This window comes from Bradyrhizobium vignae, from assembly GCF_900324035.1.
Classification (GTDB): Bacteria; Pseudomonadota; Alphaproteobacteria; order Rhizobiales; family Xanthobacteraceae; genus Bradyrhizobium; species Bradyrhizobium vignae.
The window spans coordinates 1,691,733-1,718,095 of sequence record NZ_LS398110.1 but is presented as its reverse complement, the minus strand read 5'-3'; the positions used below and the strand labels follow the sequence as shown (position 1 = coordinate 1,718,095).

Below are 26,363 nucleotides of genomic sequence, written 5' to 3'. Positions count from 1 at the left end.
CTACTTCCCCTTCGTCATCTGAGCTGCAGCTTTTACGGCAGTACGGATGCGGGGATAGGTTCCGCATCGGCAGAGATTCCCACTCATCGCATCGGAGATCTGAGCCTCGGAGGGCTCGGGCGTCTTCGACAGAAATGCGGCTGCTGTCATCATCTGTCCGGATTGACAGTAGCCGCACTGCGCTACTTGATGGTCGATCCAGGCCTGCTGAACGATGTGCGGGTTCGACGCCGTTCCGAGGCCCTCGATCGTTGTGACGTTGCCGCGAACTTCTCCCGCGGTGATCGAGCAAGAGCGCACCGCAGAACCGTCGACATGAACCGTGCATGCGCCACAAAGGCCTGCGCCGCAACCGTACTTCGGCCCCAAGATGCCAAGCTCGTCCCGGAGCACCCAAAGGAGCGGCATTTCAGGTTCGACGTCCAAATCATGTTTCTTACCGTTGACGGTCAATTGCATTGCGAGTGCTCCTGTGACAAGAAACGACGCCGAGACCTATCTGCTCCTTCCGGCATCGCAATCGACTAAACGCGATGCCCGAACTTGGTAGGTAGCCGGCGTTCATGACGTGGAAATGGAAGGCGGCCCCCTCCATCGACGGCTGGATTTGCGGACGCGCTGTTTAGAGATGTGCGGAGTTTCAAGAATCCTCTCTTGCGTCTCTCAACGAGAGACCACCAGTCCGATGTTGCGGCGTCTTTCTCGGACAGGTCTTGCTTGAATTGGGCGAAATCGCGCTCAAGCCGGCAAACGCGCTCGAGAATGTAGTCCGCCTCCTAGTAGTCAGGCTCGAGGTTTCGCAGGAAGTCGATGAGAGCCGTCCCAACTGCGTTGACAAGCTGGGCTGCGGCACTCCGTTATGGCTATCAATATTCATTGCGACCATACGACCTCTTTTCCGGCTCTGTCGAAACCAGCCGCCGCCGACGCGACGGCCTATTTCGATGAGAGGCTCCGCAAGCCCACCTATTCGTCTTTCCGTAATGAATAGGGGCCTTTGCAGAGATTACCGCCAATTCAGACACGAATGGCCCCGCCGCATTCCTGAATAAGGCGCGCATTAGGACTCCCGGCCGAAGGCGACCTCTTACGAGCTCAATCTTCGATGAGGTGGTAATCACCCTTTGCCGCTCCGCATTCAGGGCATTGCCAATCGTCAGGAATATCCTCAAACCGCGTACCGGGGGCGATCCCGGAGTCCGGATCGCCCTCGGCTTCGTCGTAGACGTGGGCGCAGTAAGCGCAACGATACTTTCTCATCGCTCGTCTCCCGCAATATGCAGGCTTACTGCGCGCCTACGGCAGTGGTGCCGCCGACGTGTAGTGTGGGAATCAAGTCGAAGTCGTGCTGAATGCGCAGGTCTCGCTCGCGAAGTTCCGGCTCCATGAGCTTCCAGACCTTGGCGTGATTGTACGATGGTGTAGTTGGCCAGAGATGATGGATCAGATGGTAGTTGTGCCACTGCATCAGAGGAGCCAGCAACTTTTCGAAACCGAGCCGAATGGTGGTACCTGCTGTCAGGTTGTGACTGGTCGACGCGGCTGGCTTGATATGCGAAAGTTCACCCTTCTCGTCGCCGTCTAGGTGCGGGAGCCACAGAAACACAAAGGACATCAGACCCAGCATCAGGCGCTGAGGCAGAAGGAACAGCATGAACCATTCCCAACCATACCCAAGGTAGAATATCCCGGCGAAAATCGAGAGGACCGCGATCGTGTAAGGAAGCGAGTCCTTCATGACCTTTTGGGCGCGCGGGTCGCTACTGCGCAGGTTATACCAGGAATAGCGAAGGTCGGGGGTCATCCAGCGAAAAGGCAGCGTCCACCAGCTCCCATGGAAATAATGATCGGGATCCTGCGGATCGTTGGTAAAGCGGTGGTGCATCATGTGCGAATAGCGAATCGTCTCCAACGTGCCCAGCGAGCCGGTAGCAACCAGGACGATCCGGCCGATCCAATCGTTGAGCTTGACGTTGGATGACGCGGCCCGATGCATCGAGTCGTGCATGACATGAAAAAAGGGGTACATGGTCGCGACATTCAAGAGCGTCCCGACCCATAAGGGAATAAGGCCCCGTATAGCTGCAACGTCGACGGCGATGACGCCGAAGACGACGTAGACCAGCACCGCCACGGTCGGCCAAGCCACTTTCGGCGGGTTAGTCAGGCGATAGAGCTCGGCCTGCTTTTCAGTCGGCACTCTGACGGGGTACTTGGCGGAAGCGTTAGAGGACATAGCTGATGGCCTCCAGACACTTCAGTTGTGCTTGATCTTTCATGTTGTCCGTCCCTAGACTTTGTGAATCACGGATTCATGCGGCGATCCGTTTCCGAAAGCTTAGGGCGCGCCGGCAAAGAGGAGCCATTGTTGAAGGTGACAATTATTTGTCGTAAGTTGCCAGCGCCATAGCAGGCCAAGCCATATACCCGAACGCAGCAGGGCCTGCGCGGCGAGTTGCAATGGACCATTGTTGAAGTCGCGAAGATTTGTCTTAGCATGCCATCCCAGCGGGGCACGACGTCCATGGCGGAAATCAGTCGGGCAATACGCAGCACCTGCCGCGGGCTATCTCCATCTTGGTTTGAACCAAGCCTACACTCCACTTATTTCCATATCTCTGCCGAGTACATATCAGCGACCCCGGATGTCGCACCGGGGCAGCCACGCCTGCTGCCTATCGCTGATTTCCTATTCTTGTTTGAGGCGTGGCATGCCGCCGACGAGCCGGAGACTGGTATCGAGCTGGGCTTGGCGATTCCTGGGGCCGCGCACGGATCAATGGGGCTTTCCGCCATGTCCAGCGAAACTTTATGGGACGCGATGGTCACAATGGCTCGCTATGCGCCCGTCCGAAACGCAATGTTCACGCACCGGTGCTTCCGGCAGGGCGACCATGCGATTATCGAAATGAAGCCCCGTCTGCAATTGGGTGAATTCCAACAGTTCATGGGGTACGCTACCGTTCTTGCCCTCTACAACATCCTAAAGGCAATTTCGGGAGACGCGTTGGACGAGGACATCCGTCTCGCTTTTCCGTGGAGGACGCCTTCTCGGTCGCAGCCGTCGCAGGTAGAGGGATTGTTCGACTTCGAGAGTCGCTACCTAGGTGTTCGATTGCCTTTGGACGTCGCGATGAGGCGATCCCATAGCGCCGATTCCGACTTGTGCGAGCGACTCAAGATGGTGGGCGACGACGAGCTGGCCAAATCAATGGGCAACACGGCAGCAAGAGTTCGCTGCTTGCTGCGGCAGAAGACGTCAGCGTGGCCCTCCCTCCAGGAAGTCGCAGACGAGCTCGCAATGTCGAAGCGAAGCGTGATCAGAAAGTTAGAATCCGAGAAACTAAGCTATCAACTCCTGCTCGACGAGGTACGCACGGAATTGGCCTGCTGGTTCCTGCGCCGCTCGGATATGCAGCTTTCGGAGATAGCTGAGCAGATCGGCTTCAGCGATCAGGCCGGATTCACCCGAAGCTTCCGGCGAGTTCGAGGCTGCACTCCGTCTCAATACCGGTCCGATTTCCGGCATGCCGCGAATTCGACTTGAAGCGGAAAATTCGACGGGCACAATCCCCACTGATGAGGATGGGCAAGGTTTTGCGTCTTACGATGCGATGTCCTTCATCGGGATCGTTGCGTCTCCAAGCTTGGTCTTGTTTACGGGCTGACGGGAGAGAATCAGCCGCTGTCGTAAGTGTCCGACGTGCGCTTGGAACGGCCGCATCAGAAACGACCAAGGTGGTGGTCAACGGTTTTGGTTTTGAGGCTCACTTGCGGTCAGATAACTAAGAGCCCGTCCTCGAAAGTCATGCTAATCGGGCGATGCGTAGGATAGGGACCATGGCAGCGGCAGCACCACCCATCTGCGCGATTGGACGGCGAAGCTGATCTGGTCGGGCTTGCGTCGGACGATTTCGACGGCGATGCGAGACGCCGTCGCGACCCAAGGTCCCTGATACCGGCGTCGGCAAACACCTTCTCGATGAAGGGAAACAGTCGGCGTGATACTGCCAGCAGCGGGCCTGCCCCATCGCGATCCTTCACGCTGGCGGGATGGGCGAACAGGACGAGGCCGCGCCCATCGGTGTCGACGATAGCGTGACGCTTGCGGCCCATGACTTTCTTGCCGGCGTCGTAGCCGCGCGGGCCTCCTGCCTCGCTGGTCTTCACGCTCTGGCTGTCGATGATGCAGGCGCTCGGCGAGGCTGGCCGGCCGCCGCGTGAGCGCCCCATCTGCTCAACCCTTTCGGGACGGGCATAAGAGAAAGCGCTCCCGAAGGAAGAAGGGGCATCCGCGCGGAGAGCGCCCGGATGGACCCTACTTCTGTTTTCGGCGGCCTTGGCCCGAGGAAGATTTAGTCGGCTCGATCCCGACTTTTGGCAAGGGCGCTTCGATCACGCGGGTCATGAGATCTCTCAGGTGGCTCGCCTCGCGCACGCCGAATGCCGACTCGAACTCCGACCGTGCACGCTTCCAGGCCGGGTAGGCGGCCAACAACGCCGACTTGCCGCGATCCGTGATTGTCACCTGACGCACCCGGCGATCTTCCTCGCTGATCCTGATCCTGACCAGTCCGTCGCGTTCCAACGGCCGAAGATTATGCCCGATGGTTGCGCGATCCATCGTCATAGCGTTCGCCAGACTTGCCATCGTCATCGGGCCTTCCGAGCCGAGGAATCCAAGCAGCGTATACTGAGTGGATTTGAGCCCAGTGGCGGCAAGGCAAAGGTCGTAATAACGGGACACGCGCCGCGCCGCCCTCCTCAATTGACTGCAGGTGCAGTTCTCGGGGAAATCACTGATCTCAATGGTTCGACGTGCCAAGAATAGATCCCTTTGGATTGTCAAGGCTCCCAACACGAGCTTTAGCGTGACTACTCTCGGCTCTCAAGGGCCGAGCTTCTTCCCGGGCGTCTTCTTCCTGCTTCCGGCCGATAGTATGGCTCGATTCACAGGCCATCCCCGGAAGTCCTCCAGTTGAGCTGATGCCTTTGGCAAGGATATTCTTCGCCGCGTTGACGTCGGCGTCGAAGTCTTTGCCGCACGCGCTGCAGAGGTAGCGAGCGCGCGTAATGCGGGCCTCCGCATCGACAACGCCGCATGCGCTGCAGGTCTCCGACGTATGGGCGGGGTCTACGACGACGAGGGACGATCCGTACGGCGAAGAAGACCACGTCCACCTGCTTGTCGAGTACCCGCCGACCTTGCAACTCAGCAGGTTGGTGAACTTGCTGAAAGTGGTGGCGCCCCCGCCCGCGATCGTGAAGCAACATATCGCAAACACGCGCCTCGACCCGGCCCTGAAAGGGCCGGGTCTGCGGCGCGCAAGAAGATCAAATCGTGCAAAGTGAACCGTCGCAAAAACTGCGTTGCCCGGCCGGGCGCCGGATGATAGTCTCATATGCCCTTATTTGAAGAACGGCAACCGCGGTCGAGCTTCGGCCTAAGGCGTCGTTGCACACCGAGGGTCAGGTCTGGATAAATGGCATCTGAAAAGGCTGAGAATGCAAGCTCGTTCAGGCGGTACGCCGCTGCGCGGGTCATGAACTACGCGGGCAACACCGGGGAGGACCTCGCCGACGAACCGTTCCGTGAGACCACTCACTTTTCACCTCTATCCGGCCTGCTCGCCGTCGGCATTCGAGCCCGCCGCGCGAACTTGGCGTTCGCCCCGCGACCGACAACCCTCTCCGACGACCCATCGATCACACTGCGTGGGCACGGAAAGGGGACCCAGCCAGCGCAAACATTTTCATCGTCAAAGGGGAAAGACTGAACCTATGAGCGACGAAGCGATCCTCGTAACGAGCGCCGGCGGTCACACCGGCTCTATCGGGCGAAGCATCGTGCGCAGCCTTCGCGAGCGAAATTTGCCGGTCCGCGCGTTCGTTCGTACTGACGACCAACGCGCCCATGACCTGCGCGAAATGGGCGCCGACGTATTCGTCGGCGATCTTTTGAATCCACGCGACGTCACTCGGGCTGTCCAAGGGGCAAGACGCATCTACTTCAGCATGAGCCTAAATCCCTACTACGCGGACGCGACCATCCTCATGGCGGCCGCGGCGAAACGCGAGGGGCGCTGTGAAATCTTCGTTAATATGTCGGACGTCGAGCAAAGCTACATGACGCTCGACAACATGTCGTTACCCGACGCGGCAAGGATCGATATTCTAGGTGCTGACGTCCAATGGTCCCCGCAGCAGTTCGTGCACTGGGCGGCGGAGCGTGCGTTGGATTGGTCCGGCCTTCCCGTCTGCCACATTCAGGCGGCCATGTTCGTCGAGAACCCGATCACGCTCTGGATGCCTGCGGCAACCATCAAGGAAGATGGCACGATCCGGTTGCCGTTCGGCGAAGCCAAGACTGCTCCGGTCGCGACCGTCGACGTAGCCGAAGTCTGTGTCGCCATTCTAGCCAACCCCAAAAATCACAAGAACAAGTCCTACAGGCTCACCGGTCCCGTCCGGAGGAACTGGTACGAGTTCGCCGAGGATTTCTCGGCGGCTCTCGGCCGCAAGATTACCTACGTGCCCTCGACGATTGAAGATTTTCGCAGCCGACTCCGCACGCTGGCGCCCGGTCTTCCCGATCACATAGCTCTACACCTTGAGAACCTCGCCCTACAGAATGGCGGAGACAAGTACGTCGCCGAGGTCACGGAGGACATAGAGCGTTTGCTCGACCGGCCCGCGACTTCATTGCGAGCGGTCATCGCGACAGAGGCCTGGCGCTTCGAGCAGGATGCGCCGAACCAACTTCAGCACCGCGACCTGAAGGATTTCAAGCGACGGCGTGCCTGAGGTCCCATTACCGCGAGAGCGGAGGCGAGGCTGGAGACACGCGGCTCTCGTCGTTCCAATGCCTTCTACCGAGAGGAACGGTTTGATGCCCCAAATTACCTACGTCGAGCACAACGGAAAGCTGCACACGGTCGATGTTTCGTCCGGCCTCAGCGTGATGGAAGGAGCCGTGAGGAACGGCATTCCGGGCATTGATGCCGATTGCGGCGGAGCCTGCGCTTGCGCCACCTGCCACGTGTACGTGGATGCGGGCTGGGTCGATGCATTGCCTCCCAAGTCGCCTATCGAAGAGCAGATGTTGGAGTGCGCGAACAATACTGCCTCGAATAGCCGCCTATCCTGCCAAATCAAGGTCACGGTCGCACTAGACGGCCTTCGCGTCAGTCTACCGGAATTCCAGTAATTCCGGCGCGCGGGCCGGCGGTACGCACCCAAACAACAGGAGCCCGATATGGCGGGACTGAACGACCATCCGATTGCCGAACGCATTAGGCTCAATCCGCCGGCGCCGCCGACCAAGCTGAGCCTCGATGCCCTCAAGTCGCTGGTGATGGAGTGCGGCGCCGACGATTGCGGCATCGTCAGCCTTGACGATCCGCTCCTTCAGGACGAAGCGGTCCATGCACGCCGCGCTTTTGGGGGAGCTAAGCTTGCGGTAAGCATCGTGTCCAGGACACATCGAGCCCCAATCCGCTCGCCCACCCGTTCAGCGGCCAACAACGAATTCCATCAAGTCAGCCACGACGTGGACGACATCGCCCGCGAATTGGTTCGCCGGCTCGAGGACATGGGAATCTCGGCGTTGAACCCGCCGATGGCCTTTCCGATGGAGTTCGACCGGTATCCTGAAAGGGCCTGGGTGGTCTCGCACAAGCTCGTCGCCGAGGCGGCCGGAATGGGCAAGCGTGGGATCCATCGTAGCGTCATTCATCCCAAGTTCGGCAGCTTCATCCTGCTGGGCACGGTCCTGGTCGACCTCGAAGTCGAGGCTCCTGCGACTTCGCTCGACTACAATCCGTGCTTCGAGTGCAAGCTATGCGTCGTGGCTTGTCCGGTCGGCGCAATCAAACCGGACGGATACTTCGATTTCTCGTCCTGTCTGAACCACAACTATCAGCAATTCATGGGCGGGTTCGCTCACTGGATCGAGGATATAGCCGACGCCAAATCGGCCAAGGACTACCGAAATCGTCAACCGCTGGCGGAGACTGTGAAGCGTTGGCAGAGCCTCTCGTACGGCCCCAACTACAATGCCGCCTATTGCGTTGCAGTCTGCCCGGCGGGCGAGCATGTCATGGCGGACTATCTGGCGGATCGGAAGGGCCACGTGGAAACGATCCTCAAACCCCTACAGGAGAAAATCGAGCAACTCTACGTCGTTCGAGACTCAGACGCAGCCAGCCATGCCGCGAAAATGTTCCCGCACAAGACTCTCCGGTTCGTGCGAACGAGTGCTCGAGCCACGAGTATCGGCGCGTTTCTTTTTGGGATGGGTCTCAGCTTCCAGCGTGGCAAGTCCAAAGGTCTGAACGCCACCTATCATTTCGTGTTCACGGGCGAACAGCCTGCAGAAGCCACGGTAGTCATAAGGAATCAGAAGCTCACTGTCACCAACGGCCTGAGTGGGACTGCCGACCTGCGAATCCAAGCTGACTCGACGGCATGGTTGCAGACGCTCACCGGACGACTGTCCGTCGTGTTGGCGCTTGCTCAACGGAAAATACGGCTGAAGGGCCCGCCGAAATTGCTCAAGGCGTTCGGCGCCTGCTTTCCCAGTTGAGTGGGTCCATCTGGCCTCCCCAGTCGCTTGTCGGGCTTTGCCGTCCACCTCGTCAGGGTCAAACTTTCCCACGCTGACCGCTCTGAACACCAACAAAAGAGGAAGAACGTCATGAAACACCAAACTGTTCGCGCAGGGACCAGCCTGCTGCTCGGACTTCTATTGTCCAGCACGTTCTTCTTAGAATCCGGGTCCGCGCAATCGGAGTCCCAGCTCGCGGCGCGCGCGGGCGATGCGACAAGTTCGGCCGCGTTGTCGGCTGATGTGTGGCTCGACGACTATAAATTCCGCGGCGGCGAGACGCTGGCTCGCCTCAAACTTCACTATTCGACGCTCGGCACACCGCACCTCAATGCCAAGGGTGAAATCGATAATGCCGTCCTTGTTCTGCATTGGACAGGCGCGGATAGCCGCGTCCTGCTGAGCCCGACTTTTCACGACGCACTGTTCGCCGACGGACGGCCGCTCGACGCGCGCCGATACTACCTCGTGTTTCCGGACAGCTTCGGCCACGGCCAGTCGAGCAAGCCGAGCGACGGATTGAAAGCGAAATTCCCCAAGTACGATTATGGAGACATCGTCGATCTCCAGCACAAGATCGTAACCGAAACTCTCGGCATAAAACACCTTCACGCAATTCTGGGCATATCGATGGGTGGCATGAACGCCTGGCAGTGGGCCGAGGCCTACCCCGATATGATGGACGGCGTGATGCCTGTGGTTTCGCTGCCGATTGCCGTTTCGGGCCGAAACTTGCTCTGGAGGCGAATGGTAATCGAGGCAATCCGTACCGACCCCGAATGGAACAATGGAAACTACACGGCCACTCCGCGCGGATGGATTATGGGTTACAACGTCCTGCGCCTTATGATCGACAGCGCCTCCGCTCTGCAGCATGAAGTCCCGACGGGGGAAGCGGTTGATAAGTTCTTGCGAACCAACCAAATCGCGGCCGAGCATGTCGACGCGAACGACATGCTCTATTCGCTCGGATCATCATTCAGCTACGATCCGGAGCCAGAGCTATCGAAGATCAGGACGAAGCTCCTTGCACTCAACTTTTCCGACGACGAGTTCAATCCATCCGAGCTGCGCGTTCTCGAGAGTGCGGTGCCGAAGCTCGAACAAGGGCGCTACCTGATTCAAGAGGGTACAAAATCATCGCCAGGCCATCTAACCATGACCTGGCCCAGTTTCTGGGCCCAGCACGTCGCCGAATTCATGCACTGGCTCGGAGACAAACCAACGACGGAATGACCGTCGGTTGGCAAATGACCGTGTATCGGGGCCGGCATCGGCAATTTGGTCCCGAGAAAGGCTGGCCGCAAAAGCAGGCTTATACGTTCCTTTTTGGAATTGATTACCAAGTTTAACGGTGCTCTACTACGCATCCCTCCCGTCCAGTCCGAGTTGGCGAGACTAGGACATGGACTACTAGACCGGCTGCGAGAAGCAGCCGGTTCTTTTTTGGGGGGAGACCTTCGCGAGATGCCGAGCCGAAAAAGCTTCGCGTGACGGCCTAAGATGAAGGCCAGGCTCGCCTCATAATTCGTGGCAACTCTTTTTCGCTAAGTTTAAGGCGAAATACGCGAGACTTCGATCGCGGATAATGCTGGCCGGGCGAAGCGCTCAGCATCGAAGGCAGCACGCTGAAACCGAGCATTTTTCCGTCTGGCCCGACTTCCATCGGATCGAGGCGGAACGCTTCCGGCGAAGCGAGTCCGTCTCCCTCGTTGTCACCTTTCCAGCCTACTCGAGCAAGCGCCGCCGTGACTTGGCGTTCACGAGGACGACACTTGAGGATATCGATTGCCGATCTATAGGCGAGAGCTACCGCTGCCACGTCGTCGACAAGTTGACCGGCAGATGTCTCGGCGTGGGATATGACGGCTCTCAGTACCCTTTCTCGGACATCCTCATATCTGAGGGCGATGGCAGCCAAGCCAAACAGCGCGTCGAATATCCTTATCGCATGTCTGGACGCGCCGAGCGCGTGCACATAGAACTCGATCATGGCGGGCCCGAACGCGGCGGCTGATTTTGCCCCGACCGCCGCCAGCCAAACCGTGCGCTCTCGCGTGAATCCGAGGCTCGGAGTCCATTCTTCTTGGCAAACCCCGAGCGCGGCCATTTCGGGCAGGACCGTGGCGGCGCTGCTCATGAGCGTGAGATGTGCCATGATATGGCTTGCATCGTAGTACCGCTGCACGGCTTTGCTTGAATGGAGGTCATCGTAAGCCTCCACTCTCGCTGGTTTCCGCAGTTGGTCCAGGCTCGCGAGCAGGCCGGCACCGAGCGCGTTTGAAAGCCCTTCGACAAGAGCCGACCATCGGAAGACAGACTGAAATTCGGATCTCGAGGGTATGCGCCCGGCGTTATGATTGGCGCGAGTAGTTCGGCGGCGTGATCTCGGCTCTTCACGGTCAGGAGCTGCACTTGGCGCATGAGGTCCGCAGGTAGCAGGGGATCCATGTCCTCGCCATTCGCAGCATCGTGCATCCGGACCGGACGTAATCTTCCGGATGGCTGAATCTCGATGCCGGCTGTAGCGTTCGGAAGCTTCATGATAAGCGGCTGCTCGTGTCGGCCCGCCGCAGCCCGGATGTTTTCAACGACCGTCGGATCGATCTCGATAGCAAGTCCGATCGCCAATGCGTCGACCATTCGCGTTAGATCGAGCGACATTTGTGCCGCGATTGGCGACGCGGCAATGTCACGGCTTGCCTCTCTCGTTCGATCTCGTCGCAAGATTCGCTGACCTCACCTCCGTCGTCGAGCGTCTTAAGGAGCGCGAGCGATCCCCCGGGACATGGGTGCGCGGATTCTGGCGATAATTGATGTACTCAGGCGGCTGACCGCAGCTGCAAATTTGATGCAGCGCCTAGTCAATAATGAATAAGCGATCGAGCGTGACGGACCGTGCGGTCTGTTCGCGACAGACATAAAGGCCCAGCCGTGCTGGCCGACGTCCTGCGGGTGCGTTCGACGGCCGCCATCCACTTGACAAGTTCAATTTTGGAACTTACCGAACAGGTTCTTAGTAGGGAGAGTAAAGTCGATGCAGGTTCTTGTGCCGGTAAAGCGGGTCGTCGACTACAACGTCAAGGTCCGGGTCAAGGGCGATGGATCGGGCGTTGAACTCGCCAACGTCAAGATGTCCATGAACCCCTTCGACGAAATCGCAGTCGAGGAAGCGCTGCGCCTGAAGGAAGCCGGCAAGGCGACCGAGGTCGTGGTGGTCTCGATCGGACCGGCGCAGGCGTCGGAGACGATCCGCACTGGCCTTGCCATGGGCGCCGACCGCGGCATCCTGGTGAAGGCCGAGGGCAATGTCGAGCCACTCGCGGTCGCCAAGATCCTGAAGAAGATCGCCGAAGAAGAGCAGCCGGGCCTGATCATCCTCGGCAAGCAGGCGATCGACGACGACAGCAACCAGACCGGCCAGATGCTGGCCGCGCTGCTCGGCTGGTCGCAGGCGACCTTCGCCTCCAAGCTCGAGGTCGAAGGTTCTGACTTCAAGGTGACCCGCGAAGTCGACGGCGGTCTGCAGACGGTGAAGCTGAAGGGACCGGCGATCGTCACCACCGATCTCCGCCTCAACGAGCCGCGCTATGCCTCGCTGCCCAACATCATGAAGGCCAAGAAGAAGCCGATCGCGGAGAAGGCCGTCGCCGATTACGGCGTCGACGTCGCCGCACGCCTCGAGGTTCTCAAGACGACGGAGCCGGCCGGCCGCAAGGCGGGCGTCAAGGTCAAGGACGTCGCCGAGCTGGTGTCCAAACTCAAGAACGAAGCCGGGGTGCTCTGATGACGACGCTGCTGATTGCCGAACACGACAACGCGTCGTTGAAGGACGCGACCAACAAGGCTCTCACCGCGGCCGCCGCGCTCGGCGCTGATGTCGAGGTGCTGGTGGCCGGCCAGAACGCCAAGGCCGCGGCGGATGCCGCAGCCAAGCTTGCCGGCGTGAAGAAGGTGCTGCTCGCCGACGGCGACCTCTATGCACACGATCTCGCCGAGCCGCTGGCTGCGCTCGTGGTGTCGCTGGCGTCCGGCTATGACGCGATCGTCGCGCCCGCGACTTCCCGCTTCAAGAACGTGATGCCGCGTATCGCCGCCCTGCTCGACGTCATGCAGGTCTCGGAGATCATCAAGGTGGTCGCCCCCGATACGTTCGAGCGGCCGATCTATGCCGGCAACGCCATCCAGACGGTGAAGTCCAAGGACGCCAAGAAGGTCATCACGGTGCGAACCTCGACCTTTGCCGCAGCAGGCGAAGGCGGTAGCGCCGCGGTCGAGAACGTCGCGGCGGCCGCCGATCCCGGCCTGTCGACCTTCGTCGGTGAGGAAGTCGCCAAGAGCGACCGTCCCGAGTTGACCTCGGCCAAGATCATCGTCTCCGGTGGCCGCGCCATGCAGAGCCGGGAAAACTTCGCCAAGTACATCGAGCCGCTGGCGGACAAGCTTGGCGCCGGTGTCGGTGCCTCGCGCGCCGCGGTCGACGCCGGCTATGCGCCGAACGACTGGCAGGTCGGCCAGACCGGCAAGGTCGTGGCGCCCGAGCTTTACGTCGCCGTCGGCATTTCCGGCGCGATCCAGCATCTGGCCGGCATGAAGGACTCCAAGGTGATCGTTGCGATCAACAAGGACGAGGACGCGCCGATCTTCCAGGTCGCCGATTACGGCTTGGTCGCCGACCTCTATCAGGCGATTCCGGAGCTGACGGCCGAACTCGGCAAGTAACGCAAGCGGCGGCCGCGAGACCGCCGAACAGTCGGAATTCCAACCGCAAGTGCCGTCCAGAGCGGCGATATGGAGGACATCGATGAACACTGTCGTAAGCCTGAAGTCCCATGACGCCATCGGAATCATCACCATCGATAGCCCTCCCGTCAATGCGCTCAGCGCAGCGGTCCGCGTCGGAATCCTCGAATGCGTCCGACAGGCCATCGCCGATCCAGGCATAGAGGCTATCGTGTTGACCTGCGCCGGCCGCACTTTCATTGCCGGAGCCGATATCACGGAGTTTGGCAAGCCTCCGAAGAAGCCAAACCTCGACGAGGTCCTAAGCGCGATCGAGAGCAGTCCCAAGCCTATCGTCGCGGCGATCCACGGGACCGCGCTTGGGGAGGACTTGAAGTCGCCTTGGCATGTCATTTCCGGGTGGCGGATAAAGATTCGAAACTGGGCCTTCCTGAAGTCAAACTGGGGCTCCTGCCGGGCGCAGGCGGCACGCAACGTCTTCCGCGCGCCGTGGGTCCTGAACTCGCCGCGAAAATGATCGTTGGCGGTAATTCCATCGGATCCAACGAAGCGCTTCAAAATGGACTCGTCGAGGAGGTGGTCGAGGAGTCATCGTCCGGTGCTGAAGCTTTTGCTCGGAAGATCCTCGCTGAAAAACGTCCGCTTCGCAGGCTACGTGACGACGACACAAAGCTCCACGCGGCCCGAGCCGACCGCTCGATCTTTACCGGAGCGGTCGCCGCGATAACCAAGAGAATCCGAGGGCTTGAAGCCCCCTTCGTGGCCGCGGACGCAATCGGTTTTGCGCTCGATCTGCCGTTCGACCAGGGGCTGAAGAAGGAACGAGAATTGTTCCTCAAGCTGATGAGCAGCGATCAATCGAAAGCTCAACGATACGCCTTCTTCGCCGAGCGAGAGGCAGCGAAGATCGAAGGCGTGGGAGCAGAGGTCAAGCCGCGTCCCATCGAACGGGTCGCCATTATCGGTGCTGGCACCATGGGCGGTGGCATCGCGATGTCCTTCGCTAACGCAGGCATTCCGGTCACCTTGATCGAGACCGGCCAGGAGCAGCTTGATCGCGGATTGAGCGTAGTTCGCAAGAACTATGAAGCGACGGCCGCGCGGGGCGGGATTGCTGCAGACGCACCCGCGAAGCGCATGGCGCTCATCAACGGAGCCGTCGGCCTCGACAGCGTCGGACAAGCCGACTTGATCATAGAGGCCGTATTCGAGACCATGGCGATCAAAAAAGAGGTTTTCGGTCAGCTCGACAAATTCGCGAAGTCAGGCGCCATCTTGGCTACCAATACATCCTTCCTGAACATCAACGAAATCGCCAAGGAGACCAAGCGTCCCCAGGACGTGCTCGGCATGCATTTCTTCAGCCCGGCCAATGTCATGAAGCTCTGTGAGATCGTTCGGGCCTCGGCCACGTCGCCCGACGCACTGTTGACTGCCGTTTCGTTGGCACGAAAGATCGGAAAGGTGCCCGTAGTGGTGGGCGTATGCGATGGCTTCGTGGGCAACCGCATGCTCATGGCCAGGCAGCGGCAGGCCGGTCAGCTGCTTTTCGATGGGGTACTTCCGCAGCAGGCCGACGCCGCTCTTACCAAATTCGGAATGCCGATGGGGCCGTTTGCCATGGGAGACCTCGCGGGCCTGGATATCGGCTGGCGCTCGCGCAAGGACCGCGGCATCAAATCGGAGATCGAGGACGCCCTTTGCGAGGCCGGTCGTTTTGGGCAAAAGACGGGAAAGGGTTTCTTCCGCTACGAAGACGGCTCTCGTGCTCCCCTGCCCGATCCCGAAGTCGAAAAGCTGATCGATCAGACTTTAAAGCGTCTCGGGCGGAAACGCCGCTCGGTGAGCGACGAGGAAATCCTCGAGCGAACGACTTATTCGATGATAAATGAAGGTGCCCGGATTCTTGAAGAGGGCATTGCAGCCCGTGCAAGCGATATCGACGTGGTCTGGCTGTATGGCTACGGATGGCCGGTCTACCGCGGAGGTCCGATGCATTATGCCGACCACATCGGGTTGAAGAAAGTCGTCGATAGGCTTTCGTACTATGCGAGAGAAACGAACGATCCTTCGCTCGAGCCGGCTCCGCTGCTGAAATCCCTGGCCGACCAGAACTTGAGATTTACCGGGCCTCGTTGAACCTGAAGTGTCCGGCCTGACCTAATTAAGCAGCCTCATTTCCGCTCGAACTGCACACCGAAACGCGGAGCTGATCGATGGCCTTCGGCGCTCGCGAGCGCCGGATGGCTCCTACCACCAGACTGGTAGTTGAGCGAACGAGGCAGGCTGCTGTGTGGAGCGGTGGCGGCGACTCGCGCAAGCTGTTCGCTGCCCAGCATCATCTTGCCGCCGACGGGCTCGCTGATCACAAGGACTGGCGCAGGGCGTGGTACGCCGCGCGCAGCGCGCAGTTCTTCATTGAGGGTGCAGCACGGCTTCAGGGAGGCAATCAGTTCGCTCGTCTGACGTCCGTCGACGACGGTACCTTCCAGCTCGAAACTCCGGCTTCCGGAGACGCTGGGCTATCTGTCGGAAGTCGATATGGTCCAGAGCGGGCACGTTCTGCGCTCCATTTACTTCCGGCTCCGGTTCACATGGCGCCACTGAGATCCGGGAGGCGCTCGATGCCGGCAAGCCGCTGTCCTACCGCTTTCCGGCGAGTCGACGACGGCTCCTGGTTCGTGTCCGTGATGCTGCGGCAGGACTTCGCCGACCCGGCCTCTGCGACTTCTCGAACGGCTGTCCCGGCGTCGACCTCAACGCCGACCACGTCGCGCTGACCTTGGTGGACGACACCGGCAATCCGCTGACGACCGGTGATGATCGGGCGGATCGAGCTCGTGACCTACGGCAAGACCCGCGCGCAGCGGCTTGACATGATCCGGAAAGCCGTCGCCGAAATCGCGAAGTTGGCTGTCCAGCTTGGCTTTCCTGTCGCTGCCGAGAAGCTCGACCTCCGGCGCAAACGCGCGGAACTGGAGACGACCGTCGGCAAGAAACGCTCCCGGATGCTGTCTTCGTTCATCTACTCGAGCTTCGGAGAAGCGCTGGCGCGGATCTGTATCCGCAAGTCCGTGCGGCTCATCGTCGTCAATCCCGCCTACACGTCTCTCATCGGCTGCGTGAAGTTCGCTCCCCGGTACGGGTCGAGCGTCCATGCGGCCGCGGCCTGGCGATCGCCCGTCGGGCGATGGCCCTTTCCGAACGACTGCCGGCTTCCGGCGAGTCCATTTCGGCGGTTCTCGCCTCCGGCGACCGCGTCACCCTCCCGCGACCTGCAAGTCGCGCGTAGGCATGTGTGGTCGTCGTATGGGCGCCCTAATCGACGGCAAGGACGCCCATTTTTCACGGTAGTTGCTTGTAATTTCGTAGCTACTCTGGCAGTTTCGGCTGAAGTGCTCATGCTTGGGGCCGAGCGCGGCTCCTACCTGGGCTGAAAGCCTCCTCATCTCTGGAGATGAAGTTTAGGAGGAACCGGATTCTGCTGTCTCGCGCTCAGGATCCTCTAGCCCCTGGCCAAATCATCGTATCTTCAAGAATCGGATCCTTACATGCGACGAATAGTGGTCACAGGAATGGGACTGGTATCTCCGCTCGGCTGCGGTGCAGAGGTGGCCTGGCCCCGGCTGGTTGCTGGGAAGTCCGGCTTGACCATCCTCCCCGAATGGGCTTCCTCGCTACCGGGGCGAGTTGCCGGGCTTGTGCCGAGCAAAGCGGACGACGTCGATGGTGGCTTCGATCCCGACCTGACCATTCCGCCGAAAGAGCAGCGGAAGATGGATCGGTTCATTCAGTTCGCATTGGTCGCAGCGGCGGAGGCGATCGCCCAAGCTGGCTGGTCCCCTGCGGACGAACGTTCCCTGGAGCGAACGGCGACGATCATCGCTTCTGGGATCGGCGGATTTCCAGCGATCGTCGAAGCGGTTCGGACTACCGACCAACGTGGAATCCGCCGCCTGTCGCCGTTCACCGTACCGTCTTTTCTGGCAAATCTCGCGGCCGGGCACGTTTCGATTCAATATGGCTTCAAAGGACCAATCGGTGCCCCAGTAACGGCGTGCGCCGCCAGCGTGCAGGCGATCGGCGACGCAGCTCGGTTGATTCGCTCCGGCGAGGCCGACGTCGCGGTCTGCGGAGGTGCCGAAGCTTGCATCGATCTAGTCAGCCTCGGAGGCTTCGCGGCGGCCCGTGCAATCTCAACCCGCTTCAACCACCGGCCCGCTCAAGCGTCCCGCCCGTTCGATCGTGACCGCGACGGATTCGTCATGGGCGAAGGAGCAGGAATTTTGGTGATCGAAGAGCTCGAGCACGCTCAAGCCCGCGGCGCACGGCCGATTGTCGAGCTAGTAGGCTACGGAACTTCCGCTGACGCTCATCACATCACCTCGGGTCCTGAGGACGGCTCTGGCGCCCGGAGAGCCATGGAAGCAGCTTTGCGCCAGGCCGAGCTCAATCCGCGCAACGTGCAACATCTCAATGCTCACTCGACATCGACGCCTGTGGGCGACATCTCCGAACTCGCTGCCATCAAATCCGTTTTCGGAGCTGACGGCGGCATCGCCGTGAGCGCTACGAAGTCGGCAACCGGTCACTTGCTCGGTGCTGCAGGGGCGCGGAGGCCATCTTCGCGATACTCGCGCTACGAGACCAGATAGCCCCGCCCACCCTGAACCTGGAAAATCCCGACGATGCCGCGGAGGGCGTTGATCTCGTCGGACCAAAGGCCCGGAAGATGATGATGGATCACGCGATATCGAATGGTTTTGGGTTTGGCGGCGTGAATGCCAGCGTCATATTCAAGCGGTGGTAGGGCGACGGGCGGGTTCTCGTTGGGCTCCGGCCGGCCAGCTTCGCCCGCCATGCGGTCGGCGATGATGGTCGTTTCAGAATAGCCCCTCCTGCCTTGTTCGTTTTAGTCGGAACGTAAGGCCGACAAATCAATTCGAGTGTATTGTGCCGGTGCTAAGAAGCGGGAGATGGACGCTTCTTGGCGCCCGCTCGCTTCGTGACCAATGAACGTCGACCTAAGCGCGTCCGCGATCAGACGGGCACGAACCGATAAACGTCACCATCGGCAACAATGCGTCCGCCGGTTGGGTTCGCAAAATGCGAACCCAACACCAAGACTGGTGTACCCGCGGCCTCAGCGAAGAATCGGCTCCTAGTTCTGTGAGCTTCGTCGGGAGAGACATCGAAAACGCAATTGATCTGCGGGCATGCGCACTGTAGCGGATGATGCAAAATATCGCCCGTGATCAGGGCTTCGGCGCCCTCCGAACGGATACGCACGCTAACGTGCCCGGGAGTGTGGCCGGGAGTGGGCTCGAGCCGAACCTCTTTTGTGATCTGATACGTTTCATCGACGATATCAGCTAGGCCGGCATCGATGATGGGCTGGAGGCTATCGCCGACGACATCGCCCCAGTGTGACGGTGTCGACTGCGTGTGCGCCCACTCCTTTCTACCGAAGAGATAGCGCGCGTTGGGAAAGGTCGGCACCCAGCGCTCGCTCTCGAGACGAGTGTTCCAGCCGACATGATCGACATGCATGTGAGTGCACAAAACCGTATTGATCTCCTCCGGCGGGAAGCCGGCCGAAATCATGTCATCGAGGTACCCTGTCTGCAACATGTGGAAGTTGGAGCCTGGTCGCTGCTTGTCGTTTCCTGCGCAGGTGTCGACGACAATGCGTCGATTGTCCGATTCGATAATGAAGGAATTGAACGCCAGCCGAATGCTGCCGTCGTCCTCAGCGAAGTGAGGACGCAGCCAATCCTGCGAGAGAACCAGCTCCGGAGTCGCTCCCGACAAGATCCGCGCCGCCGGAATCGGTACTTCCCGCTCTTGAACGCGCGTAACGGTAACCTGCCCTACGCGCCAGCGCTTTATGCCAGATTGTTGAACCATGAACTTTTCCCTTTGACGCAGCGAGCCTGAGAGCTTCGCATTTTCGATTTGATAGCGAGGTTGCGCGCGGCCGAATTTCAGGATTCTCTCGCGCAGACGAGAGAAACGTGATGCCGCAGCGATCTAGAGCGATTCGAAGATCATCTTTCCGAGCTGACCGATCTCTTCATCCTGCTCCGGACTGGCGCCGCTTTCACCGATCGCTCCCAGCATCGTGCCATTCTTGTCGCGTAGAACGACTCCGCCCCAGATTGGAGTGAATAGCGGGTCGCCAAACCAGCTCACTTCACGCCTATTGTCGCCAAGCGACCAATCGAAGAGCCGCGCACGTAGCAGCTTGGTATCCTTCTGCCACTTCACCGCTGTGTAGGCCTTGTTATAACTCATCCGCGCAGTGACAGCTGATGCACCGTCCATGCGGGCCAAATGAATGAGATCGCCACCGAAATCTACGACCGCCGCGGACATAACGAACCCTTTTTCGCCGGCGGATTTGAGCATCGCATCGACGACCATTCGTGCTTCGGGCAATCCAAGTTTTTGGACCATTTTCTAGTTCTCCATCTGCAGCATTACTCCTGGCCTCCACGCGTCGGCTTCGGATGACGATTAGACCTACTCGAGACCGCGGGGCTCAGACCCAGAACACAATTTTCGTGCGAGCGGCTTTAACCGCGACCGTCAAGGCGAGAGCGGTAAGAGAGAGATAAGTCAGTACAGAGAACACGCCGGCAATATCCACCTGAGATTGCCGCTGGATGATCAGGGAGCCGAGACCGACGGAAGATCCGACGAACTCGCCCACGATGGCTCCGATCACGCAGAACACCACGGCCACTTCCAGACCTGCAAACAGATAGTTGAGCATATTTGGCAGGCGCACTTTGACGTATATCTGCCACTGGCGCGCACACATCATCCGCATCAAGTCGATCCGGCGCGGGTCGACCGCTCTAATGCCCGCGATGACATTGACCATCACCGGGAAAAATCCGAGCAAAGCGGCCGTCGCGACTTTCGACGATATCCCGTAGCCGAACCAAATGACCAACAATGGCGCGATCGCCACTTTCGGAACGGTTTGGACCACGAGCACAATAGGATAGAAAGTCCGTTCGATCAGCGCCGAGCTACCAATAAGGGTCCCCAATAGCAGTCCGCTCGCCGCTGCAATGAGCAGCCCGGCAGCAACTTCGATTGCCGTCGCGGCTAGGTGAGGCAGGATTGCCCCCGTTGCGAGGTCGCTCACGATCTGCCGTCCGATCTGGGTCGGCCTCGGCAGAATATACGTTGGAATCTCGATCCACAGCACTGCCGCTTCCCAAGCGAGCAAAAGGAGCAGGATGGTCAAGGTAGGAAGCAGCAGGGCTCCGACCGTTTTCACAGTTTGCGAGATATCGGGCGGCGCCCGTTCGATGGCCACGCTCATGACTTCGCCCCTCTTCGCTCCAGCTCCGCTCTGACATCGGCGACGTAAACGCCGAACTTGTCAGAGTTCATTATCTCGATCGGGCGTGGCCGCGGCATATCTATCGGAACGATCGCACGCACGGTTGATGGCCGGCCTGACATGACGAACACCCTGTCGGAAAGGAAGACCGCTTCCGAGATGGAATGAGTGACAAAGATCACCGTTGCGCGCGTCGCCAGACTGATGCGTTGCAGTTCGAGATTCATTTGCTCTCTGGTCATCGCATCAAGGGCCCCAAAAGGCTCATCCATCAGTATCAGCTTTGGATCGAGCATCAGTGCGCGCGCAATCGCGACCCTCTGTTGCATACCGCCAGAGAGTTCCTTGGGATACTTCGTCTCAAAGCCGCCGAGACCGACAAGCTCGATTAGCTGCTTGGCTCGCAGCGCCTGATCGGAGCGCGCAATACCGCGCACCTCGGCCGGCAAGCGTACGTTCTGGATGACGGTCCTCCACGGAAAAAGAATCGAATCCTGAAACACCACACCGAAATCGGCTTGCGGTCCTTCGATCCGGCGCCCCCGGTAGCGAACGACACCCTCTGAAGCGGCCAATAGACCAGTAAGCATCATCATGAGGGTCGATTTTCCGCACCCGGACGGACCCAGGATGGAAACGAATTCACCTTCGTGTATGCTTGCGGTGACGGTGTCGACGGCGCGGACCGAGCGTCCGTCGGCTGCTTGATACGTTTTGCTTAGGCCTTCGATTTCGATCGCCACAGCTGACTGCGCGGGCTTAGACGTCCGGTCGACTGCCGTCGGGCTGAGCATGGAGAGATTCATGATACAGACCTGTTCAGTTGGACGGCTTGTATTGAACGTTTACGGTCTTCTCGATGTCGATTGCACCTATCTGATCGAGTAGTTCGTTCGAGCACACGTCTTTTCCGCCCAAGTTCTGTTTGCTGCCTCCCTCTTCCTTCATGACCCGCATGTACTTCTCGAGAGCCTCAAAATCGAAGCGACCTTGATCGCGTGCGGACAGTCCCGGTGGATACGGATTCATGAAGCCGATTTCTTTCAGAGAGTTGGCCCGTTGCTGCTCCGTAGCTTTACCAAACCGCGAATTTGGCACAGCGTCCCAATATATTTGCACGGCTTCATCAGGTCTCTGACTGATCCATAGACGTGCCCTTACAATGGCGCGCAGAAAACGGATATGAGCTTCCCGCCGATTCTTAAGTGAAGAGTCGGAAATGAAGAATCCGGCATTGCCTACGAAACCTACGACCGGATGATGGTAATAGCGAAACTCGGCGCCCTGACGTTCGAGCGCAGAGTAAGCGGAATCCCATAAGAACAGCGCTGACACGCTGCCATTCGCGAGTGCTTGCAAAGCGGATGGGCCGGTTCCCACCGGAAGAAACACGGAGTTGTCGTATGGCAGCCCGGCGAGCTTAAGCATCGAGCGGGCGATCTCCTTACCGCCGGCCCCTATATCCACAACTCCGATCTTTTTGTTTCGTAGATCTTCGACTTTCTCGATGTTGCTGGCCTTCGGCACGGCAAAGAAGAAGATGTTGTGGGCATAGTTTTGCATGTAGAACTTACCTCGCACGCCTTGTTCATAGCCGGCGAGATAAGGCTCGAACGTTGTGCGCGCGACGTCAGCCGCACCCGAGGCAGCAAGCTGGAGCGCCTGCGACGCATTTGCGGAATGACGCATCTCCACCTGCAGGGCCTCGTCGGAAAAGAAGCCCAGCCTCTGAGCAGCATAGACGTCGAGAAACGGCGCACCTGGCACTGGCGCGGCGTTCTGCACGACATATTTTTCCATGGCGTTCGCGGAGCTGGTCCACATGACGGCCATTGCCGTCAGTACGGCTACAAGCCTACCACCCATCCTCAGTCCTCCCTCTTACCAAGTATTATATGGTTACATCTCTCAGCGAACGGGACGGACCACGTATTTGCCGGGATCGAAGTGCGCCGTCCTGCGGAAATATTCGATGATCGGATAGGGCCAAGGCACTGCCGGTCGGCCGTTCTTGCCTTGGTACCAAGTATTCACCGTCGCAACGCCCCAGGTCCTCTTCCGATTTTCTCGGTCGATTTCGAGGTTGTAGGCGTCGTATACATCGGGACGGAGATCGACCGACTTAGCCCCCTCACGCAGCATGTATTCGATGCTGCTCATGACAAATTGAAGCGAATACTCGGTGGTGACAATTGCGTTGCCATTGACGACAAGACCGCTGTTCGGACCTCCGATGATGAATAGATTCGGGTAATTGGGGACCGAAATTCCGAGGTACGCGCGGCAATCGCCTTCCCAAAATTCATGCAGAGGGATTCCGTTCTCGCCGACCACTTCGATCGGCGCCATGTAGCTTGAGGCATGGAACCCCGTGGCATACACGAGGATATCAACGTCGTGGTGGACGCCGTCGGACGTAACGACTCCGGTGGGCGTCAAACTCGCGACGGCTTCCGTGACGAGACTGACGTTCGGTTGCTTCAAAGCGCGCACATAAGCGCCGTTGTCTCTCACCATGCGCTTCGATCCTGGCGCGTAGTTCGGGGTGAGCTTCTGCAGCAGATCGAGCCGATCGCCGCATTGTTGCGCGAGGAGCGAGAGGCATTCCTGCCGTAGCTTCTCGTTTAGAGCACTTACCGAGATCGGGTGCTTCCAGTCAGGATCCACGGCTACCGCGGGAAACCTCGCATCGAGCGCCATGACGAACTGAAAGAGCCGAAACCATCGGCCGTAATAGGGCACGGATGCCAAGAGACGGCGCATACCGGGCCGAATATCGTCGTAGTAGTTCGGCGTCGACAGGATCCAGGATGGAGTCCGCTGAAAAACCGTCAAACTGTCCACTCGATCCGCAATGGCGGGGACGATTTGGAACCCGCTGGCTCCTGTCCCGAGCACAGCGACACGCTTTCCTTTCACATCGACATCGGAGGGCCACTCGGCCGAATGAAATGCTCTTCCGGAAAACGACTCCTGGCCAGGAATGCTCGGGATGCTTGGCCTGTTCAGATGACCAACCGCTGAAATCACGACATCGGCAAAAAGGGTCTTCTCGCCTGCGGGCTGACGGACGGCAATGGACCACCCTCCTCTAGCCGGGTCGTACGTCATGCGAACGACCTCGGTGTCGAACTCGAAGCTGTCGGACAACTCAGCACTGCCCAGCACCGTGTCGATGTAGTTCAGAATCTCTTTCTGTTGAGAGAACGCTTGCGGCCAATCAGATTTGGGCGCGAATGAAAAGCCATAAGCAAAATTTGGCGTATCGAGGCGGCAACCGGGATATCTGTTGTCGTTCCAGACCCCACCGGGACGGGAGCTCTTTTCCAGCACGACAAACGGCACATTAGCCTGCGAGAGACGATATGCCGCCGCAACTCCCGCCAGTCCCGCGCCAATCACAGCGACTTTAAACTGCCTACTTGGCGCGAGTTCGCTCTTCTGCCAAGCGGGCGTAGCCCTATCCACCGGCAGACGGAACTCTCGGCTTAGCATGTCCGTGAAGTCTTTGTCGTCATTTTTAGTCAGATACTTGAACGCATCGCGCAGCAAATCCGGCGCAGGCTCCATTCTTGGCCACCCATTTTGCCGAGCTTTGATCAATTCGGCGGTCGCCAGGGCGCGGCCCTTTGTCAGCGCCGCTTCACTCATGCCTCCCTGGGGAGCGCCGGCAGCGCCGAGAGGCGGCAGCGGTGGCACGAGATCATCGGCGATAAGGGCGCGTTCTCCGCTCAGCACGAAGAGCGCGGCGAGTAGCGGAGCGATCTCGGCCTCCTGCACTGCCGAGGCGATTTCGGCATCTGTGCCGGGTAGTTCGACGACTTTTTCGAAGTGATCTGCGATGTCGATGGCCTTTCGTCGCGCTGACAAGGAGCCGGCGTTCTGGATATTCATGACGTTCTCCAATTGAATCTTCGGGCCGTGCACCGACGGCAGTATCGTTCAGGTCGCCGCTTCGCCGATCGGCGAGGCTTCTGGGCTTGATGCCTGCTTAAGTTGCGACAGGATCCAGTTCGCTGTCGGACCAGGCAGCTCGACGTGGGGCAGGTGGCCGCAATTCGGCAACATGCACATCTTGGCGTTGAGCATTTCTCGCCAATGTTCGGCATGCGAAGAGGAGACGAGACGATCATTCTCTCCCCAAACAATGAACGCCGGAATATCCAATTGCTGCAGCTTCTGCCCAAGCTTTGGGTCGTAGCTTTGCTGGCCGTTATATCTTGCTGTGGTGGCAGCGTTACGCCTCTGAAGCACAAGCTCCTTTTCCGTTGGATCCCGCGCGAGAATTCGATCGGCGATCGACTGATCGAAGTACAGCATTCGCGTGAAGCTCTCGCGTGTCGGCGGGGGCGCATCCTTTTCTAAGACCCGCGGAAACATTCCGGTTGGCGCCATCAGCGTGAGACTCTTGAGCCTCCCCGCTTCTAACGTTGCGAGTTCACTCGCAAGCCATCCACCGAACGAGCTGGCAACCACGTGTACGCGGTCGATACGAAGCAGGTCGAGCACCTGCCGATAGTGGTTTGCAAGTTCCGCCACATCACGTACGTGCGGCAGATCGGCGGATTCACCGTATCCCGGGTGCTCGGTTATGATTACTTCGTAGTGACTCGACAGATCATCATGGAATTTCGACCAGTTTGCGCCCGCGGCGCCGTGCAGGAACAGCAATCTCTCCCCGCTCCCGCCGCGCAGTACTCGCGTCTTGAAACCTTCACCCGCAACTACGGTGTCTACCGGAGTAACCATCGCTTCATCTCCGAAGAAGAATGCTTCTCTTTTGGCGGCCTCGGAGATCGTCCGGCGATCCGTTGAGGCGCACATCGATCCCTTACTGTCGAGCGGCTTTACTCCGCGCGTCGCTTTCGAATTCGCTTAGAAACTGCTGAAGCTCGGATAGGAAAAAAAGCGGATTCTCCAACACGCAAATATGCCCTGCATCAGGCACGGCGCGATGCCTCGCGTCGACAATCTTCGCCGCAGCGTCGGCGAGGATATCGGGGGGCGCTCCCTTGTCCTTTGCCCCGCCGATAATCATCGTCGGAAGACGGATCTCCGAAAGCCGGGGGCCAAAGGATAGGGTCTTAAGCGCCTCGCAGCACCCCTCATGGCCAACCGGGTCAGTCGACCTGATCATTCGGCGCACCTTGTCGAGATACGGTGGATTTTCGGTGACCGTCTGGGGAGTGAACCAGCGTTCGATAGTGGACTCGACCACGCCTTCCATGCCCTTCTCCCGCGCCTTGTCGATGCGGGATTGGAAGTAAGCGGCATAATCGGGCGGCGCATCTGGTCTGGAGTCGCAAGCCACAAGCGAAATCAGCTTGCTTGGATGCGATATTCCCAAGCCGTACCCGATCATTCCCCCGATCGACAAGCCGACCCAGTGCGACCGCGGGATTCCGAGCGAATTCCAAAGGGCCAGCACGTCGTCCATCAACATCGGAAACGAGTACGGCCCCGGTACGGCTTCAGTTTTTCCATGACCCCGCTGGTCATAGCGGAAGATGCGAAATCTACCCTTCAGCGCATCTACGACATCGTCCCACAAGGAAAGATTATTCGCCAGCGCATGTGAAAGCGTAATCCATGGACGTCCGGTGGCGCTATCTTCCACCTCGCAATGGAAGTTGATGCCGTTAGCGAAGACTTTCATTG

Annotated in this window: 21 protein-coding genes and 5 pseudogenes; 11 read left to right on the top strand and 15 right to left on the bottom strand. The window is 59.3% G+C overall.

What is annotated here, in order from left to right; all coding sequences use genetic code 11:
- The 3 genes from BRAD3257_RS08295 to BRAD3257_RS08285 form a co-directional block, all read right to left on the bottom strand.
- The gene (locus BRAD3257_RS08295; protein ID WP_122401458.1) at window positions 1–459 is read right to left on the bottom strand and encodes a (2Fe-2S)-binding protein; all 459 of its coding nucleotides are present in this window, start codon (window positions 457–459) and stop codon (window positions 1–3) included.
- Between the two features lie 636 nt (window positions 460–1,095).
- Window positions 1,096–1,260: a rubredoxin gene (locus tag BRAD3257_RS08290; protein WP_122401457.1), complete on the bottom strand. Its 165-nt coding sequence runs from the start codon at window positions 1,258–1,260 to the stop codon at window positions 1,096–1,098.
- Window positions 1,261–1,285: 25 nt separating this feature from the next.
- Complete coding sequence (locus tag BRAD3257_RS08285) at window positions 1,286–2,236, bottom strand: fatty acid desaturase family protein (protein ID WP_122401456.1); 951 nt, start codon at window positions 2,234–2,236, stop codon at window positions 1,286–1,288.
- A gap of 288 nt (window positions 2,237–2,524) precedes the next feature.
- Between BRAD3257_RS08285 and BRAD3257_RS08280 the strand changes: the two genes are divergently transcribed.
- Entirely contained in the window at window positions 2,525–3,547 is a 1,023-nt protein-coding gene (locus BRAD3257_RS08280; RefSeq protein WP_160118776.1) for a helix-turn-helix transcriptional regulator, read from the top strand.
- 306 nt (window positions 3,548–3,853) lie between these two features.
- Here the strand turns inward: BRAD3257_RS08280 and BRAD3257_RS08275 are convergent.
- The 3 genes and pseudogenes from BRAD3257_RS08275 to BRAD3257_RS42160 form a co-directional block, all read right to left on the bottom strand.
- Window positions 3,854–4,227 (bottom strand): annotated as a pseudogene (locus tag BRAD3257_RS08275) (transposase); the annotation flags it as partial.
- 91 nt (window positions 4,228–4,318) lie between these two features.
- The gene (locus BRAD3257_RS08270) at window positions 4,319–4,825 is read right to left on the bottom strand and encodes a MarR family winged helix-turn-helix transcriptional regulator (protein WP_197711530.1); all 507 of its coding nucleotides are present in this window, start codon (window positions 4,823–4,825) and stop codon (window positions 4,319–4,321) included.
- Window positions 4,806–5,105 (bottom strand): annotated as a pseudogene (locus tag BRAD3257_RS42160) (zinc ribbon domain-containing protein); the annotation flags it as partial. The gene BRAD3257_RS08270 and the pseudogene BRAD3257_RS42160, both read right to left, overlap by 20 nt.
- A gap of 55 nt (window positions 5,106–5,160) precedes the next feature.
- On the opposite strand from BRAD3257_RS42160, the pseudogene BRAD3257_RS40795 reads away from it, so the two are divergent.
- The 5 genes and pseudogenes from BRAD3257_RS40795 to BRAD3257_RS08245 form a co-directional block, all read left to right on the top strand.
- Window positions 5,161–5,247, top strand: a pseudogene (locus tag BRAD3257_RS40795) (transposase); the annotation flags it as partial.
- Window positions 5,248–5,781: 534 nt separating this feature from the next.
- A complete protein-coding gene (locus BRAD3257_RS08260) occupies window positions 5,782–6,804 on the top strand; it encodes an NmrA family NAD(P)-binding protein (RefSeq protein WP_174221556.1) in 1,023 nt (340 codons plus the stop codon).
- An 85-nt stretch (window positions 6,805–6,889) separates the two neighbouring features.
- Complete coding sequence (locus tag BRAD3257_RS08255) at window positions 6,890–7,207, top strand: 2Fe-2S iron-sulfur cluster-binding protein (protein WP_122401453.1); 318 nt, start codon at window positions 6,890–6,892, stop codon at window positions 7,205–7,207.
- Window positions 7,208–7,255: 48 nt separating this feature from the next.
- Window positions 7,256–8,584, top strand: coding sequence for an SCP2 sterol-binding domain-containing protein (locus BRAD3257_RS08250; protein WP_122401452.1), 1,329 nt, complete (start codon window positions 7,256–7,258; stop codon window positions 8,582–8,584).
- Between the two features lie 111 nt (window positions 8,585–8,695).
- A complete protein-coding gene (locus BRAD3257_RS08245; protein WP_122406430.1) occupies window positions 8,696–9,841 on the top strand; it encodes an alpha/beta fold hydrolase in 1,146 nt (381 codons plus the stop codon).
- A 262-nt stretch (window positions 9,842–10,103) separates the two neighbouring features.
- Here the strand turns inward: BRAD3257_RS08245 and BRAD3257_RS08240 are convergent, their stop codons facing one another.
- Window positions 10,104–10,829 (bottom strand): hypothetical protein, encoded by a 726-nt coding sequence (locus tag BRAD3257_RS08240; RefSeq protein WP_145986981.1) that lies wholly within the window; start codon window positions 10,827–10,829, stop codon window positions 10,104–10,106.
- A gap of 813 nt (window positions 10,830–11,642) precedes the next feature.
- Here BRAD3257_RS08240 and BRAD3257_RS08230 point away from each other — a divergent pair.
- The 5 genes and pseudogenes from BRAD3257_RS08230 to fabF all read left to right on the top strand — a co-directional run bounded on the left by BRAD3257_RS08230 (window position 11,643) and on the right by fabF (window position 18,158).
- Window positions 11,643–12,392, top strand: coding sequence for an electron transfer flavoprotein subunit beta/FixA family protein (locus BRAD3257_RS08230; RefSeq protein ID WP_122401449.1), 750 nt, complete (start codon window positions 11,643–11,645; stop codon window positions 12,390–12,392).
- Window positions 12,392–13,327, top strand: coding sequence for an electron transfer flavoprotein subunit alpha/FixB family protein (locus BRAD3257_RS08225; RefSeq protein ID WP_122401448.1), 936 nt, complete (start codon window positions 12,392–12,394; stop codon window positions 13,325–13,327). Before BRAD3257_RS08230 ends, BRAD3257_RS08225 begins: the two co-directional genes overlap by 1 nt.
- 82 nt (window positions 13,328–13,409) lie before the next feature.
- Window positions 13,410–15,487, top strand: a pseudogene (locus BRAD3257_RS08220) (3-hydroxyacyl-CoA dehydrogenase NAD-binding domain-containing protein).
- A gap of 680 nt (window positions 15,488–16,167) precedes the next feature.
- Complete coding sequence (locus BRAD3257_RS08210) at window positions 16,168–16,785, top strand: IS200/IS605 family element transposase accessory protein TnpB (protein ID WP_122401446.1); 618 nt, start codon at window positions 16,168–16,170, stop codon at window positions 16,783–16,785.
- Between the two features lie 114 nt (window positions 16,786–16,899).
- Window positions 16,900–18,158, top strand: a pseudogene (fabF, locus tag BRAD3257_RS08205) (beta-ketoacyl-ACP synthase II).
- Window positions 18,159–18,388: 230 nt separating this feature from the next.
- Here the strand turns inward: fabF and BRAD3257_RS08200 are convergent.
- The 8 genes from BRAD3257_RS08200 to BRAD3257_RS08165 all read right to left on the bottom strand — a co-directional run bounded on the left by BRAD3257_RS08200 (window position 18,389) and on the right by BRAD3257_RS08165 (window position 26,361).
- The gene (locus BRAD3257_RS08200; RefSeq protein WP_122401445.1) at window positions 18,389–19,255 is read right to left on the bottom strand and encodes an MBL fold metallo-hydrolase; all 867 of its coding nucleotides are present in this window, start codon (window positions 19,253–19,255) and stop codon (window positions 18,389–18,391) included.
- Window positions 19,256–19,378: 123 nt separating this feature from the next.
- Entirely contained in the window at window positions 19,379–19,804 is a 426-nt protein-coding gene (locus tag BRAD3257_RS08195) for a GlcG/HbpS family heme-binding protein (protein WP_122401444.1), read from the bottom strand.
- A gap of 85 nt (window positions 19,805–19,889) precedes the next feature.
- Complete coding sequence (locus BRAD3257_RS08190; RefSeq protein ID WP_122401443.1) at window positions 19,890–20,684, bottom strand: ABC transporter permease; 795 nt, start codon at window positions 20,682–20,684, stop codon at window positions 19,890–19,892.
- On the bottom strand, window positions 20,681–21,511 hold the full coding sequence (locus tag BRAD3257_RS08185) for an ABC transporter ATP-binding protein (protein WP_244607881.1): 831 nt from the start codon (window positions 21,509–21,511) through the stop codon (window positions 20,681–20,683). The genes BRAD3257_RS08190 and BRAD3257_RS08185 overlap by 4 nt, the downstream gene beginning before the upstream one ends.
- Before the next feature lie 13 nt (window positions 21,512–21,524).
- A complete protein-coding gene (locus BRAD3257_RS08180) occupies window positions 21,525–22,571 on the bottom strand; it encodes an ABC transporter substrate-binding protein (RefSeq protein ID WP_122401442.1) in 1,047 nt (348 codons plus the stop codon).
- Window positions 22,572–22,613: 42 nt separating this feature from the next.
- A complete protein-coding gene (locus BRAD3257_RS08175; protein ID WP_145986980.1) occupies window positions 22,614–24,599 on the bottom strand; it encodes a flavin-containing monooxygenase in 1,986 nt (661 codons plus the stop codon).
- A 48-nt stretch (window positions 24,600–24,647) separates the two neighbouring features.
- The gene (locus tag BRAD3257_RS08170; RefSeq protein WP_122401440.1) at window positions 24,648–25,529 is read right to left on the bottom strand and encodes an alpha/beta fold hydrolase; all 882 of its coding nucleotides are present in this window, start codon (window positions 25,527–25,529) and stop codon (window positions 24,648–24,650) included.
- A gap of 7 nt (window positions 25,530–25,536) precedes the next feature.
- Window positions 25,537–26,361, bottom strand: a complete 825-nt coding sequence (locus BRAD3257_RS08165; protein WP_122401439.1) for an alpha/beta fold hydrolase — start codon at window positions 26,359–26,361, stop codon at window positions 25,537–25,539.
- Window positions 26,362–26,363 lie beyond the last annotated feature (2 nt).